Raw genomic sequence first — 16,031 nt, 5'->3', positions numbered from 1 at the left:
CCGTCCCTTGATCGGAAGCAGACACCGCACGCATCATCGTGACCGATACCTTACTTATTTTGCGGAAGCGTCAAGACGCTTCTGCGCAGCATTATAGACTTCCATATACTTGCTTGCGCCCAGCTTCTCCGCCGTCTTCTGCCACTCTGTCCACTCTTTCTCGCCATACGACTTGTTTAGGATGTACTTCGCGTTAAACTCATTGGCCGCTTTCTCCAGCGCTACCTGATACTCCGCAGCAATCGCGATTTCTTCATCGGTCAAGTTTAGCTCGGGGTCCATCGGCTCGAACTTATTCGCCGAGAGTATCTTATCCTGCGCTTCCTGCTCCTTTTCGGTGAAGTTGTAATAGACGGAGCGACGGTCAGGTGCCAGATACATGCCCTCCAGCCATAGTCCGTAACGGTCCTCCAGCACCTTAATATCGATCAGCGGGACATCCGTCAGCTCCGGATAGACCGGCTTGCCATTCTCATCGAAGTTGAACGTCTCTCCTTCCACGCCAAGCGTCACAAGAGCTGCCCCCGACGGGCTTGTCAAATAATCGAGCAGCTTAAGCGCCGCTTCCTTGTTCTGGTTGTTGGCTACAGCAATACCGAAGTTCGTATCGATCTTTGCCAGTGTCCTGATGTTGCCTGTCGGTCCAATCGGATTGGCGTAACGCATATCATATTCCGGGTTTTCTGCGCTGATCTGGTTGTAGAACAAATCCAGACGGCCAATCCAATCCCATGTCACGAACGACTTGTCTGTCGTCATCTTCGATGTCCAGGAGTCCGGCGTATCGGTCAGAAATTCGGGATCAAGCAGTTTTTCGTCATATAGCTTCTTCAGGAAATCAAGCATTTCCTTATGCTTCGGCTGCGTGGATGCGAACTTCCAAAGCTTCTCCGCTTCGTCATAATAAGCCGGATAGTTTGCGCTGCCGAGACCCCAGCCATAAGCCAGATCGCGGAAAATGTATTCCTTCGTCTTGGAAGCCATTGGATACGAATTCGGGTACAGCTCCTTCAGTTTTTTGAGCGCTTCATAGAACTCATCGGTATTCGTCCATTCCGGGATGCCGTGCTTGTCGAAGATGTCCTTGCGGAACATCATGCCGTGATTGACGTCGCGGTTCATATTGTAGATCGGCCAGCTGTACAGCTTGCCGTTCTGGTCGCCGTGGGAAGCGATAACCGACGGATTCTCGTCGATGTACAGCTTCTTGAAGTTCGGCAGCATATCCGTGTAATCGTTAATAGCGACAACAGCGTTCTGCTGGCCGATCTTCTTCAGCTCGGCAGGCTTGAGACCGTGGAAGATATCCGGCAGCTTGCCCGACGCCAGCGTCACCCGCAGCTTATCCTGATAGGTCGCCGAGGAATAGTTCTGAATATTAAGCTTGATGCCGGTGCGCTTCTCAATTTCTTTTACAATCATCTTGTCGTTAACCGGATTGTCGCTTACGAGCATCCAGGTCAGCGTGGTCGGCTTATCGACGAGCGGCAGCGTCAGCCCTCCCGTATCTCCATATTGATTCGCCGCTTCTCCTCCGTCGCCCGTCGGCGTTGCCGACTGGGTCAGCGCCGCGCTCGGGCTGTTGCCTCCGCTGTTGCCATTGCTGCTGCAGGCAGCGAGCATGGATGCGACTAGCGTTAATGCAAGTACAACTGTCATCAGCTTCTTTGACATCTCTGTTTCCTCCCTGTGGTATGGTTTGGCTAAGTCCATATAGCAAGTTCACCGTCATCCGGCTGATTCACATTGTATAGAGGGTTCGGCAGCATCGTAAATAAAGCGTTTTCATTTTCGTCTTCTTTTTGCACCCTCTGTTGATTGAAATAAGCATGAATCCAGTCCTATCAAGGGTTTTGAGGCTGTGGAATTTGCTAAATCGGTTGAAAATGCTAAACTGGCGGCACGAAAAATAAACCTATTCGCTCGAATGGGCCGGAATCTGACAAGGGTCACACGACAACAAAAAAAGACCTCTGTTGCAGAGATCTTTGGGATTAAGCAGTACGGAATGCACTGGCTGCCGGCATGCCCTCGAAGCCTGTGTAGGAATGGAGCCTTCCGTGATAGACCAGCTCCAGCTCCGGCGTGTGCTGCAGATCGCCAGGCGTTACTAGCAGCGGTGACTTGTCTACCAGGCTTACACCGCTTCTCTCGAACACCGTAGCAACGAATTGAGAGCAGAAGTAAGCGTAGCGGCGTTCCCACTCGATGTTGAATACAACACCAAGCATACCCACCAAATTATATTTGTATAGATCATGATATTGTTCGAAATGTTGAATTTGAGTTCGAATGCTGTTGTAAGTCGCTTGGCTTACCTTGCAGCTATATAACGCGCACATCGATTCTTCAAAAAAATCGCCCCGCACATTTTCTTTCACGAATCCAGCGAAGAAAGGATTGCTTGGATTCTTCCGGCCGAAGCTATATACTTCGTTCAAGTCCTTGTCAAAAGCAATAGACGCATGATTGAGCGGATCTTTCGTGAAGGATCTTATAATTTTCGTTAAGACGGTTCCGGTATCGGTTAGCAATACATATATTTCTTTATCTCTGTTCATGACTTTCTGACCTCCACATGAAAGAACTCTTCTAGGTATTAACTTTAATGCAGGAGACGCAAATAATTAACCTGCTCAGGTAATAGATGACCCTCGACTTTAGTCCAGTTGTGCCCAGCCTCTCATGGAAGAGAAAAGTGAAAATTTGATGAACGTCATCAGTCCTTCTTCATTCTACTGGATTTCCCAGCTTTACTCAACCTATCAAATGAAAAGTTTCATCAAATTAAATTCATATTCTGTAAGGATTTGTAGGACCCCCGCCTGCCGCCATGATATAGTAGGGAAAAATGGCTTGTTTCCTTATATCCTACTCTATTCATGAACAGGAGATCGGTTACGATGGACTGGTACCAACGACATATTCACAACTTGACATCCGTATTCCGCGAAGCTCAATCGCGCATTTCACATTTCCCTCGCCCGCTGGACGACATCGGCAATGCATATGCTGACAAATATAATCCGCTGGATGATTCCGATAAAGGCAAAGACTACATATGTGTATTGCTGCCGTACTGGATGCAGGAGATTACCGGCATTTCGGACGAGCAGTCCGATAGACTGGCGCTTGCCAATATATATGGCATGCTTTACTTTTTTATTCTTGATGATGTAATGGATAGTACGCAGATTGAGCGGGTGAAGTCTCAACTTTCTTTGGCAAGCCTCCTGCAATTGGAGATGCACGCTCTGTTCCGGGAGCTGTTCCCTTCGGAAAGTCCATTCTGGACCTACTACGACCGTTACGTGATAAGCTGGGCGGACTGCGTGGTAAATGAAGCGGAAGCAGATTTCTTTATCCATGATCCTATTCGTACTGCCGGAAAAGCTGGTCCCGTGAAAATCTCGGCGGTTGGCGCGTGTCTGCTAGCCGGATGCGAGGAGCGAATTGGTGAGGTCGAACAATCGATCGATCTGGCGCTTATGACCCTGCAGATGCTGGATGACTGGGCGGACTGGCAGGAGGATATGATGGAGGGTAGCTATAATGGACTTCTTGCGATGATTGCTTCCGAGACGGGCACTCCCTTGAGATCGCTCTCCAAGGAAGCGGTACAGTCGCAGATCTATGTACTTGGCTGCATGAATCGATATGCGGAAATTGCGAATCGCAACCATGACAGTCTGATGAAGCTTGGCCAACGCATCCCAGCTATCGTGGAGTACCATGACTATATGGTAAGCAGTCTACGCGATATAGCTGCCGGGATAGAAACTGCGAAACGGAAAGCGCTTGGCGGCGGAATCAACTTTTTCACTTAAATTGCATACAAGCCCATTATCCTAGAACCGAAAGACTATAGCGTGTAGAATATAGTAAAAAAGTTGTAGTAAATGTCGAATAATCATGCTATCCTAGTCTTGGTAATCCTATACATATTTGAGAGGATGATTACGGTGCCAAGCGATCGAGAAAATGAATTAAGAGAGCAAGTAATCGAAAAAGCTTGGGCGGACAGCGCATTCAGACTGCATCTGCTGACTGACCCGAAAGCTGCCATTCTAAAAGAATTTGGTATCGATATTCCGGCAGAGTTCAACCTCAAAGTGCTGGAAGAAACGGATGATACTTTCTACCTAGTTCTGCCTAAGAAGCCGGATGATAAAGATAGCTTGACATCTCAGGTCTGCGTACCGAGATGGTAATGGTACAAATTCAATAAAACCGATTAACTCACTTATGAGTTATCGGTTTTTTTTATTTTTGGGATTCTTATACAGCACTCCGTTCCTTGACCTTTAACACTACTGAACTGAATACTGCCTTTCATGGCCTCTATAATTCGATAAGTTACCATTAATCCTAAACCAGTTCCTTTTGTTTTTTTCGAATAATACGGTTCTCCAAGTTTCTTAAGATCTGTCTCGTCTATCCCTTCACCATTATCCTTTATTTTTATTTCAATCATATCTTCATTTGTTTCGGAAAATGCAGTTATTTCTACTACCCCTTGATCATCTTTAAATGCTTCAATACTATTTTTAATGATATTTATCAATGCCTGTTTGAATTTAGATGAATTACCATCAATATAGAGATTTTCTTGGAATGAGATTTTTAACGTTCCACCTTCCATTGTTGCAAGAGGTTCTAAAATAGCTACTATTTGTTGCAATTCATTTGTTAAATTCAACTCTCGCATATCTCCTAAATCAGGTTTTGCAAACGTTAGGAAATCAGTAATAATCTCTGATGCCCTATCTAATTCATTAATGGCAAGGGTTGTATAACTCTTATCCCTTTCCCCGCTTGTTTTTTGACCAAGTAGTTGAAGAAATCCCCGTGTAACTTGCAATGGATTACGTACCTCATGAGCAATGGAAGCTGCCAAATGGCTAATAGTTTCAATTTTTTCTGACCTTTGTAACTCATTGTTGAAAATCTCAATTTGTTTAGAGTACATAATAGCTTTCTCATAATTTTGCATTACTTTTCTAACCAGGATTATTATCAATGATGCTAGGAAAAATAGAAGGCTTATTTTCCAAAAAAACATCATATGCATTTTATTACTTAAAAAGTACCAAGAAACTTCACCCACACCGACTAAAGCAAAAATACTAAATCCTGTAGCTAAAATGATTGCTTCTTTATTGCCCTTTTTACAATATACGATCAAAGAACCAATCAATATAATGTTACCTACAATTACTGAAAATCCAAAACCGCCAACTCCTATAATGTCGTATAGTTTGGCTAACTTCTCACTTTTAATGCTTCCAATAATTAAGCATAAATATAGTACAGTAAAGAAAAACTGAAAGTTTCTAAAATATCGTACAACTCCAAAGGGACCTTTGCCAAAAACCTTTTCAAAAAAGAAAAAGATTGAGGGTATTAGAATTGATGATGCTACATCAAATATGTAATAAAGAACATTCCCGTACTCGGGAAATAATTTATCCATAAATGATGAGTATGTTAGTATCATAAATCCGATAGAAAGCATAACCAAAAACAAAGAATTCCATCCAGGAACAAATGAACGATTAAAAAATAGTACACTTACCAGCATAAAAAAAGAGATAAAGATTAAAGATGCCCCTAAGATAACATCTACTAAATCTTCTTTTACAAACCTTCGCGTTAACTCATCTGATTCTCCTATTACAATTTCAGCTTGAATCCCGATTCTATGATTATCTCTAATTAGTTTAATATAGACATCCTTATATGACTCAGAGGTAAATAATGGAATGAAAAATTCATTAAAATCGTATGGATACTCCCGTTGTAGATCATATACTATTTTATTGTCAATATAAATGATTAAACTTGATGCGAGTAACCGATTAAACTCCATAGCTGGCCGAATCTGAGTCAACTCCGGCAACTGAAACTTAATCCATGCGGTTTTCACATCTTCAGGCACGACAGGATACTCCCCTCCTGCCTTGACGGGGAACCATCCTTGATCGCCTAGCGCGCTAACTTGTTCAATCGTCATCTCTTCACCGGGCTGCTCCCAAAGCATTTGCCATTCCGTAATGGCATTGACTTGCTCCTTGCTCTCCGCATCAAGCTGGGCCCCCGGAACTAGAAAGGACAAAAGCACTAATAAGATGGCGACTTTGTATATAAATCCTCGTGTTTCCCCCAGAATAGACACCGATAACCGACCTCTTTGCATTGAAATATTTTTCATAATTCGACAATGTTCAGCAAAATTTTCCTACTAACATTTTCCTCTATTCCAAAAATAATAGCAACAGTCTAAATGGGCTGTTTTGCAAAAAAAATGTCCCGATTGCCTCTCACTTCATGAAGAAGCGATCAGCATCAGGACATATTGAGTACATCAATTAGATCAATTTGCGCTTAATAGCCACCGTACGATGCATGCCATAATTCAATGCCATTATGATACAAACTATGAGCAGAACGAGCAGCATTTCGACCATAAAGGACACCGACGGCCTTGTCATGGTGTAACCGAACAGCTCAATCGGTCCGGTACCGCTCACCATTTCAATGAATATAATGGGGACAAGGGACAGGATAGAGATTGCAATGCCGCTCTGCCAGCTAAAACGGTAGAACCCGCTCCCGATCATCCAGCCAATAGCGAAATAACCAAGAAATCCGAGGAAAAACTCCACGCCGGATTGCAGCAGCGGAGGCGTAACCAGAATCTCCTGCCCTCCGAACCAATCTGTCAGCAAACGCTCCACAGGGAAACCGACAACCATCACTATTGCGCTTATAAGCGACATAAGCAAGGTGAATAGCATAGCGCCTCCTACAAAATGCTTGCGGGTTATGCCGCTGGAGACGAAGCTAGACAAGGATACCGGTGTAAGCAGAATGCCGATTACCAGAAGGTATATCTTTGGCGATATACTGGCGCCCGCCCAGATGCCCTCCCCGATGCCCAACTCTTTTGACATATTGATTGGCAACCCCAAGTGAATCCCAACAAAAATCGCAACGAATATGATCCAATACCCAATGAGCGAGGTTCGATAGCCGCTCCAAAGGTTATTAGCAACAATCAGCATAGGGTGTTTTCGTTTCGCTATCATACTCCCCCGCCTCCTTTCTTCGTCATATGCACGAACAGATCTTGCAGCGGCACAGGCCCGAGCTCCAGTCCGTCCGTACGCGCACGGTTCACACGCTCCTGGTTCAGCTCTCCATATACCGTCACAGACTTTGTCCTGCCGAGCGTCTGCTCCCCGAGCACCTGCAGTCCAACCACATATTCATCCACCCGCTCAGCCGGTCCGGTAATGGAGACGCCCCGTTGTCTCAGCGATTCCGATTCTTCGTGCAAAAGCAATCGTCCGTTATCCAGAATGAGCACCTCTTCGAACAAATTGCCCACTTCCTCGATCAGATGAGTCGAAAGAATGAAGGTGCGCGGATGCTCCATATAATCGCGCAGCACCTCGTCATAAAAGGCATACCGCGTAGGAGCGTCCATGCCTAGATACGCTTCGTCGAATATCGTAACAGGAGCCCGGCTCGCCAGGCCAAGCGTAACGCCAAGCGCCGACTTCATGCCCCTCGACAAGCTGGAGATACTCTTCTTAAGCGGAAGCTGGTACAGGTCCAGCAGATGATTCGCATATTGCTCATCCCAATTCGGCCAGCAGCTTGCTGCCAGCTTGATCGCATCCTTTACCTTGTAGCCGTCCGTCATATGGCCATTTTCTTGAATGAAGCATACCTGGCTCATAATTTCCGCATTCTCGAACGCAACCTTGCCGCCGATCAGCACTTCACCCGTTGAAGGCTGTCTAAAGGAAGCAAGAGTCGACAGCAGGCTGGTCTTGCCCGATCCGTTCCGTCCAAGCAAACCGTAGATTTTGCCGCCCTCCAGCCTGAAGGACACATTGTCCACCGCTGCGGTGCGTCCATAATGAACCCCAACGCCTCTTATATCAATGCCTAACGTCATCGTCTCTCGCCCTCCTTCCGACTTTCAATATGGTTCAAGATATCCGTGATCGGAACGCCGATCTGCCTCGCTTCCTCCACCATTCGGTCGACAACTTCCTCGAAGAAACGTTCCTTGCGCGCTTGAACCAACGTCTGCCGCGCTTCTGCACTTACGAACATGCCAATCCCTCTTTTCTTATACAAAATGCCTTCCTCCGTCAAAAGCTGAAAGCCCTTCGCAGCCGTAGCCGGATTGATCCGGTAAAAAGCCGCATATTGATTGGTCGACATCACCTGTTCCTCTTCCTTCAATGCACCGGATACAATGTCAGCCTTGATTTGATCAGCGATCTGCTGATAGATCGGACTTCGTTCATCGAACACGCCATCACCTCATCGCTTATATGGTTCATTACTTATGTAACTAACCATACAACTTCTGTTTATGTTCGTCAAGCCCAATTTGAAAAAACCGAATGATCTTGTGTACAAATATGGTTTCCCTTACCATGTGAAGAGAGAAGTAAACAAGCAAAGGAGAAGTCAGCGTGACCGAATACATCTATGTAGCAGGGGCTGTTATCCGCAATCATGACGGGGATGTGCTGTGCGCGCTTCGATCCGTGACCATGTCCATGCCGGGATTATGGGAGTTCCCCGGCGGCAAGCTGGAGCCGAACGAGTCAGCGGAAGAATGTCTGGTGCGGGAAATAGAGGAGGAGCTCGGCTGCGCCATTCAAGTAGGACGCCAGATCGCAGACGTCATATACGAGTATCCTTCTATCCGTGTGCGGCTTGTCACCTACGAGTCCAAGCTGGCAAGCGGCACACCTGTGGCGCGTGAGCATGAGCGCCTGCTATGGCTGCCGGTCAGCCGTCTGACAGAGCTGGAATGGGCTCCAGCAGATTGGCCTACAGTCGATGCCTTAAGGAGATCAGAATCACACGAATCTTAGTGGCAAGAGCATGATGATAGATATTGTAACTTCTGGAAGAGTTCTTACGTTGTAAGTGATAACAACAACAGGTTATGGCACGGATGCAACGAGCAACACCTCATTCATTCTGTTTATCAAAAGGAGGAACAAGCTCATGAAGCGAACTGCCCTATTGGCGGCTTGCCTGGCGATCGCGTTATGCCTTCCGTCATCGCTTCCATGGACAGCTTCAAGCGAGGCTCACGCGTCGCAGAAGCCGATTCGCATCGAATTGGAAGGCAAGGAGCTGCCGCTTGCGGCGCCCGCTTTTATCGAACATGGCTCTACCCTCGTACCTGTCCGGGAAATTGCCGAAGCATTGGGAGCGACGGTCACGTACGACAAGAACAATGGGGAGCGAACCATTCTGTTGACCAAAGGCGAACGGAAAGCCCTGCTTACGATCGGGTCGAAGCAGATGCTGGCGCAAGGAAGATCCATCACGCTCACTGCAGCTCCGCGTACCGTGGGCAGCATAACGTTCGTCCCGCTTCGGGCGATATCCGAAGCACTCGGAACCGTTGTGGCATGGGATGGCCTGACGCGTACAGTCCATATGGATAAGCCGCTGAAGCTCCCGGCTATCGGAACAGAAGAGAAGCTGATCGAGCTGTTGAAGTCGACTCCGACAGATGACAGCGCCATCCTCTCGCTTCCGGGATTATCAATCCAAGGCAGAGAAGAAGTCCCCGTAGATAGCTCAGCTCCGCCAGTAACGGAAGCTGCTGGAGAAGCCGGCACACCTGACACCGACTACTCTCAAACGAACATTCAAGTCAGCGGCGTAGACGAAGCCGATTGGGCCAAGACCGACGGCCGGTTCATCTATCAGATCAGCGGCTCTCGCGTGGTCATTACGGATATCGCCAACCCTGACAAACCGCGTCTAGCCAGCGTATTAACGTATGGGCCGGAAGAGCAATTCCAACCCGAGCAACTGTATGTAGACGATATGCGACTAATCGTAATCGGGCATTCGACAGACGATGGCGCAGGCACGGTTCAGCCCCAGAATGAGCAAGTCACCGTGCTGCCTGAGAGCGAAAGCATGGCACTATTGCCGCCTCCACAGATCAAGCAATCGGTGAAATCTTATATTTACGACCTTCAAAGCAACGGCCAGCCCAAGCTGAAGCGCATGCTGGAGCAGGAAGGCAGCTACCTGTCCTCCCGCAAGATCGGCGATGCTTTATACATCATCACGAATAAGTTCTATCGCAATTATTCCTTATATGCCAAGTCAAAAGGACTTCATCTGGATGCCATTACCGGACAGCAGACGGACTTCAATGAGCTGGCATCCACCTTCCGTACCCGCTATACCGATTCAGCTGTATCCGATAAGCCGCAGAGCGTATCGCTTGATGATATCCATTACTTCCCCGACATTATGAACTATTCGATGCTGCTCGTCGGGTCTATCGATCTGGGTCAGTCGGAAGGACAGCTTCAAGTATCGGCTTACTTGGGGTCTGGCGACAGAATATTTGTCTCCCAACGGCATCTCTATGTCTCTCAGATGATCCATAAGGCAAAGGGCAGCTCTTTTGAAATGATTACGAAATTCCACAAGTTCCGCCTGGATTATGGCAGCGTGCTCTATATGGGCGAAGGAAGCGTTCCCGGCTACGTCACCGACCCGTTCTCGATGAATGAGCACGAAGGCTACTTCCGTGTTGCCTTGACGAACGGCGATCTCGCATCCGACCATCCGGGAGAGTCCAGTCAAATCTACATTTTAGACGAGAAGCTCCGTATCGTAGGGAAGCTGGATGGCATAGCGCCGGGCGAGCGTATGTATTCGGTGCGCTTCATGGGCAAACGCGCCTACATGGTCACTTTCCGCAAAGTGGACCCCCTCTTTGCCATCGACCTGAGCAACCCTCAGCAGCCGAAGATTCTTGGCCAGCTCAAGATTCCGGGATACAGCGATTATTTGCATCCGTATGACGAGAATCATCTTATCGGCTTCGGCAAGGACACAACTGAAATCATGAGCCTCGGATCATTGAATGAGACGGCAGCCATAACCACGGGCATGAAGGTCGCCCTGTTCGACGTCAGCGATGTAAGCCGTCCCAAGGAGAAGTTCAAGGAAATCATCGGAGCCACCGGGACGCACTCGGAGCTGCTGGACGATTACAAAGCATTGTTATTTTCCAGAGAAAAGGGGCTATTGGCCTTCCCTGTCACGCTTTATGAGATCGAAGACAAGGACAGCACTGGGTTCGACTTTGGCCGGTTTGCCTATCAAGGCGCCTACGTGTACAGCCTCGATCTGGAGAAGGGCTTCCAACTGAGAGACCGGATTACGCATCTGTCGAATGAGGATATGCTGAAGAGCGGAATGTATGGCTATAACCATTCGAAGGCTGTCAGACGCATTATGTATGCGGGAGATTCCCTGTATACGTTGTCGGATGCTATGCTGAAAGCAAATAGCCTGAACGATCTAAAGGAACGCGGCTCGCTTCTATACCCCTAAAAGCTGCACAAGGGAGGACAGGGATAGACTGTCCTCCTTCACTATTTTTCGAATTACACGATAGTTCTGGCGAATCTGGTATACTATTGTCCGTACATAAAAGAAGTGCATCGCCCGCTTTAAATCAAGCCGCGAATAAACTCATTTAGAAACAGAAGCTACGCTAACCTGAGGAGGAATTCGACATGCCACAGCCTTATGACTTGCCCTTGGAGCAGCTTCGCGCCTATAAGCCGCTGCCGACCAGACAAGACGACTTCGACGATTTCTGGAATGCTACCCTGGAGAAGCTTGCGGAGGTCCCACTCCATTATGAACGCACCGAGCTATCCTATCCTGTCAAAGGGGTCAAAGTGTACCGCGTGCTGTATACCGGCTTCCATCATGCGACCATTGAAGGCCTGCTGGCCTTGCCTGAGGGGACCGATCCCCTGCCGGGAATCGTATCGTATCACGGCTACAATTGGTGCCAGGACAGCGACATTCATGAGACCGTCAACCTGGCGCTGAAAGGTTATGCGGTTATGAAGATGATGTGCCGCGGCCAGCACGGCCTGAGTGTCGACAACGTCGTGTCGTCGAACGGGCATGTGACGGGCTGGATGGCGAAGGGCATTCAGAACAAAAACGAATATTATTACAGAGCGGTCTATATGGATGCCGTACGCGCGATCGACGTTCTAGCCGCGATGCCGGAGGTCAATAGTGAGCGTATTGCCGTAACAGGCGGGAGTCAGGGCGGAGCCATCACCCTTGCGGCAGCTGCGTTATCCGATAAACCGCGGCTTGCGGTCGCGGACTATCCGTATCTGTCTGACTTCCAGCGGTCGATCGATCTCGCGCCGCGCGGTCCATATGGTGAGCTGAATGAATATTTCCGGCGGCATTCCGGCAACCCGGAGATCGAGACGAACGCGCTCAGAACGCTATCTTACTTCGATCTGGTCAATCTGGCTCCGCGTATTCGCTGTTATTCCTGGATGACGATCGGACTAGTCGATGACATAACACCACCGTCGACCGTATTTGCCGTCTTTAACCATCTCCAGTGCCCGAAGGATATAGCTGTATACCGATACTTCGGCCACGAGCTTATGCCCGGTTCAATTACGACCAGGCTGCAGCTGTTCATGGATCATTTGCAGCAAGCCTGACCAGCCTATCCGTATCGCCCTGTCTGCCTCAGGCTGCACAAGGCTCGTATCGGCTTCCATCGACAGAAGGGAAATGCACGCGCATTCCCCTTCTGTCGTTCTTTATTTTCCAACCATTGACAATACGCGTATTTTCCATTATTATTTTTACCATGGCAAATAATTTTTCCCTAAGGAAACAATTGGGATTGCGAGGTGAATGGAATGCCCAGAGCCGCTATTGAGCACCCGCTATTCGAGCAATTGATTGCGTTCCGAACAACCTATCCCAAGCAAACCATTCTGTACGACGGACTGCAATGGAGATATCATATAAGCGGCAAGGGAAAGCCAGCGCTGCTGCTGTTGCCTGGCGGTCTAGGAAGCGGCGAAGCGTTTTTCGCACATTTTATGGAGCTGTCGAGCCGCTATACTGTCATTGCTCCTTATTACGGCAAAGCCGAGGATATCGAAGTGCTGGCGGATGGAATCATTGCCATTATGGCGCATGAGAATATCGAATTATTTCATGTGCTAGGCCAATCCTTCGGAGGCCTTGTCGCGCAAGCGCTGCTATCAAAGGTTCCGCACCGGATCGATAGAATCATCTTGTCCCATACCACCACCGCATCTCCAGACCCCGCAGCCGTTCCCAGCCAAAAGCGAATCGTTCGTATTCGAAATCTGATACGCATCGTCAAGATGGTCCCGCGTTCCATGTTCATCACCGTATCCCGCAACAAAATTCAGAAGCACTTCCGTTCGATGCCCGCCGAAGATGTGCCCTTCTGGCAATGGTACTTCGAAGAGCTTATACGAAGCCAGACGAAGCAGGAGCTTCTTGCGATCTATCAGTGTATGCTGAATTTGGATGCGAAACCTGTCCCGTCTGCGAGCCCGGTATTCGATCAAAGCAATATGCTAATTATCGATTCTCCCGCCGACGCATCCTTCTCGGAGGAAGAACGGGATGCGGTTCGCTCGCAATTCCCGGATGCCGACTTTTTGCGGTTCAAGCATGCCGGGCATCTTAGCATGATTACGGAGAGAAAGCTGTATATGAAGGAAATCCGCAAGTTTTTAATCTCTTAAAACAAGAAGCAGCCTCCAACCCCGCTCCTATTGCGGGGTTGGAGGCTTTTTCTTTTTTGGATGCTGCCTGCTTCTATGCTTTCGATAGGAGAAGCAGCAGCTCACAAGGCTAATCGAACAGAGAAACGGCGGGCTTATCCATTCTCGCTATACACCCGGATGCTAACCAGCTCGGCATGACAAGTGCCGTTCGTCGACAGCACTGCGACTCGAAGCGCTTGAGTCTTGAGAGTGGCGCCCAGCTTCAGCTCGTTGCGGCGCTTACGGTTGCCGCGAATCTCGAAGAGCGGCTTCCATGCTCCTTCCATCAGCGCCTCGATCCGGTAATCCATCACCAGCTCCGGAATCACCTCGAAGGCTGTACGGTGATGATGCAGATTGATCAGATCCTCGTTCACGTCATCATTCCAGATCAGCTGTATCCTTCCAATCTCAACAGGCTTCTGCCACTCCAGCTGCAGCCAAGGCGCTGTGTCATTTTCCATCGAGTCGGACATCCATATGTGCGGCCCGCCATACGGCCGCAAGAAGCCGTCGACCGCTTTGGCAGGCTCGTAGACGCCCGCTGCGGCATTACTGCGGAAGCAGAACGGCCTTCTGATGAGCCGCTTCATGCTCCACTCCAGCACCGGCTGTGTCGGGTCCAGGTCTTCCAGCTCGCGCGCCGCATTCGGCGCAGGACGCTTCTCGAACGCCAGCACGCCGGAGAGCGGACGGCTCGACAGGTGCAGGCTAACCGCTTTGTTTTGCAAAATGACGATAAAAGCATTCTGCGATTGTTCCGTCTCCCATGTGAGAGGCACGCTCACCCATTGGCGCTCCCCTTGCCTCAGCTGAACCTCGGCCGATGCGCGCACGCTGCTCGGAATATAGTTGTCCGGCCTTCCGGTATCATATAACTCGAGCCGGAGCAAGGTATCCTCCTCCGCATCGACCAGCAGCTCCAGCACGCGAAGCTCGCGCTCTACCGGAAGAAGCAGTCCCGCCTCATGCTCCAGCCTGTACGTCTCTCCGCTGCTTTCCTCCAAAGCAAACCGGGTAAGTGTAGAGGAGGCGCTGATCTGAGCGGCCAGCGCCAAGTCCACATCATCGGGGATTGCTATTCCTACGATAGACGCGTCTTGACGGAGCAGCGTCTGCTGCAGCGTCGCCAAGTGCTCGTTATAGAGCTTGCGCGGTGACATGCCAAGCTTGCCGCATAAGGCCGCTGCCGTACCGGCGGCTTCTCCCATCACGGCGCATGTCGCCATGACGCGTGTCGTGCCGAAGGCAACATGCGTTGCGCTTATATTCCGTCCGGCAAACAACAGATTACCGACGTTCACAGAATACAGCGAGCGGAACGGAATGGAGTAGACACCGTCAAGATGCATGTTTTTGGAGCCGCTCTCTGTGGCGTACATACCCTGAGGGGGATGCAGATCAATCGACCAACCGCCGAATCCGATACGGTCATGGAACGGTTCTTGCGCGATAATATCATTTTGGGTCAGCACATAATCCCCCACGAAGCGGCGGAACTCCCTTTTGCCCGGAATGGCCCCCACCCACTCCAGCGTCATCGTCTCCGCGTCGAATTTGCCCGAGTTTTTGATATAATCCCAGATGCCATAGATAACCGCCCACAGCTCATCCCGAATACGCTCATTCTCATGAACGGTATCCAGCTCCCCGCCCCATTCGATCCACCAGTAATGGCAGCCAGAATCGCCGCTGCGAATAACCCGTTTTATCGGAATCGAAGTCGTCGTAATGTCCTTCGCGAAGCTCGGAGGCACGAACTTCACCGGATGGCCCGCATCCTTCGTATAGAACAGGATCGTGCTGCCCAGCGTCACATCATCTGCTTGCTCAGGCGCCCAAATCTCGTTGTATTCATGCCTCGCTTCCCGTCCAATCCGGTATTTGGCCCCTGCCAGAAAGCCAACAAGCCCGTCCCCGGTACAATCCAGATACATGTCTCCTTTGAAACGAATCTTCCGCTCCGAACCCATCATCCATCCCGTTACGGACAAAATGCGCCGTTCCTGCTCGTCTCCTTCCGCTTCCACTTCATGCACATCCGTATTGAGAAACAGCTCAATATTCGGCTCAGCCTTCACCGTCTCCAGCACAACCAGATCCCAAATATACGGATTGCCATCGGGATTCCGATACTGATTCTCCACGAACATCTCGCCCATGATCCCCGTCTCTCGGGCATACCGGTTCACCCCATGCTTGGTCGCTCCGCACACCCACACGCGCACCTCGCTGCTGGAATTGCCGCCAAGCACCGGACGGTTGTTAATGAATGCGACCGTGCTCCCGTTTCTCGCTGCAGCTACGGCTGCGCACACCCCGGCAAGCCCGCCGCCTACAACGATTACGTCCTTCTGAATCTCTTCCATCCTCATC

At 49.4% G+C, this 16,031-nt stretch carries 13 protein-coding genes; 6 read left to right on the top strand and 7 right to left on the bottom strand.

Going from position 1 to position 16,031, the window contains the following annotated elements; genetic code table 11:
• Positions 1 to 54: 54 nt before the first annotated feature.
• Positions 55 to 1,674, bottom strand: coding sequence for an extracellular solute-binding protein (locus tag D3P07_RS15060; RefSeq protein ID WP_119801050.1), 1,620 nt, complete (start codon positions 1,672 to 1,674; stop codon positions 55 to 57).
• A 320-nt stretch (positions 1,675 to 1,994) separates the two neighbouring features.
• Complete coding sequence (locus D3P07_RS15055; RefSeq protein WP_119801049.1) at positions 1,995 to 2,561, bottom strand: C40 family peptidase; 567 nt, start codon at positions 2,559 to 2,561, stop codon at positions 1,995 to 1,997.
• 342 nt (positions 2,562 to 2,903) lie between these two features.
• Here D3P07_RS15055 and D3P07_RS15050 point away from each other — a divergent pair, with 342 nt between their 5' ends.
• Both D3P07_RS15050 and D3P07_RS15045 read left to right on the top strand, forming a co-directional pair.
• The gene (locus D3P07_RS15050; RefSeq protein WP_119801048.1) at positions 2,904 to 3,827 is read left to right on the top strand and encodes a methionine synthase I; all 924 of its coding nucleotides are present in this window, start codon (positions 2,904 to 2,906) and stop codon (positions 3,825 to 3,827) included.
• 135 nt (positions 3,828 to 3,962) lie between these two features.
• On the top strand, positions 3,963 to 4,211 hold the full coding sequence (locus D3P07_RS15045; protein ID WP_259391515.1) for an NHLP leader peptide family RiPP precursor: 249 nt from the start codon (positions 3,963 to 3,965) through the stop codon (positions 4,209 to 4,211).
• Positions 4,212 to 4,243: 32 nt separating this feature from the next.
• Here D3P07_RS15045 and D3P07_RS15040 read toward each other — a convergent pair whose 3' ends face one another.
• The 4 genes from D3P07_RS15040 to D3P07_RS15025 all read right to left on the bottom strand — a co-directional run bounded on the left by D3P07_RS15040 (position 4,244) and on the right by D3P07_RS15025 (position 8,331).
• The gene (locus D3P07_RS15040; RefSeq protein WP_182914338.1) at positions 4,244 to 6,175 is read right to left on the bottom strand and encodes a sensor histidine kinase; all 1,932 of its coding nucleotides are present in this window, start codon (positions 6,173 to 6,175) and stop codon (positions 4,244 to 4,246) included.
• A 193-nt stretch (positions 6,176 to 6,368) separates the two neighbouring features.
• Complete coding sequence (locus tag D3P07_RS15035) at positions 6,369 to 7,088, bottom strand: hypothetical protein (RefSeq protein ID WP_119801045.1); 720 nt, start codon at positions 7,086 to 7,088, stop codon at positions 6,369 to 6,371.
• Positions 7,085 to 7,966, bottom strand: coding sequence for an ATP-binding cassette domain-containing protein (locus D3P07_RS15030; protein WP_119801044.1), 882 nt, complete (start codon positions 7,964 to 7,966; stop codon positions 7,085 to 7,087). The genes D3P07_RS15035 and D3P07_RS15030 overlap by 4 nt, the downstream gene beginning before the upstream one ends.
• Positions 7,963 to 8,331, bottom strand: a complete 369-nt coding sequence (locus D3P07_RS15025; RefSeq protein WP_119801043.1) for a GntR family transcriptional regulator — start codon at positions 8,329 to 8,331, stop codon at positions 7,963 to 7,965. Before D3P07_RS15025 ends, D3P07_RS15030 begins: the two co-directional genes overlap by 4 nt.
• A gap of 164 nt (positions 8,332 to 8,495) precedes the next feature.
• On the opposite strand from D3P07_RS15025, the gene D3P07_RS15020 reads away from it, so the two are divergent.
• From D3P07_RS15020 to D3P07_RS15005, 4 genes are all read left to right on the top strand, one after another.
• Entirely contained in the window at positions 8,496 to 8,903 is a 408-nt protein-coding gene (locus tag D3P07_RS15020; protein WP_119801042.1) for a (deoxy)nucleoside triphosphate pyrophosphohydrolase, read from the top strand.
• A 136-nt stretch (positions 8,904 to 9,039) separates the two neighbouring features.
• The gene (locus D3P07_RS15015; protein ID WP_119801041.1) at positions 9,040 to 11,409 is read left to right on the top strand and encodes a beta-propeller domain-containing protein; all 2,370 of its coding nucleotides are present in this window, start codon (positions 9,040 to 9,042) and stop codon (positions 11,407 to 11,409) included.
• Positions 11,410 to 11,594: 185 nt separating this feature from the next.
• The gene (locus tag D3P07_RS15010; RefSeq protein ID WP_119801040.1) at positions 11,595 to 12,563 is read left to right on the top strand and encodes an acetylxylan esterase; all 969 of its coding nucleotides are present in this window, start codon (positions 11,595 to 11,597) and stop codon (positions 12,561 to 12,563) included.
• 204 nt (positions 12,564 to 12,767) lie between these two features.
• Positions 12,768 to 13,634, top strand: a complete 867-nt coding sequence (locus D3P07_RS15005) for an alpha/beta fold hydrolase (protein ID WP_119801039.1) — start codon at positions 12,768 to 12,770, stop codon at positions 13,632 to 13,634.
• Between the two features lie 134 nt (positions 13,635 to 13,768).
• On the opposite strand, the gene D3P07_RS15000 is transcribed toward D3P07_RS15005, so the two are convergent.
• A complete protein-coding gene (locus tag D3P07_RS15000; protein WP_119801038.1) occupies positions 13,769 to 16,030 on the bottom strand; it encodes an FAD-dependent oxidoreductase in 2,262 nt (753 codons plus the stop codon).
• Position 16,031 lies beyond the last annotated feature (1 nt).

The organism is Paenibacillus sp. 1011MAR3C5 (assembly GCF_003591485.1).
Classification (GTDB): Bacteria; Bacillota; Bacilli; order Paenibacillales; family Paenibacillaceae; genus Pristimantibacillus.
This window is presented reverse-complemented; position numbering and strand designations above follow the sequence as displayed.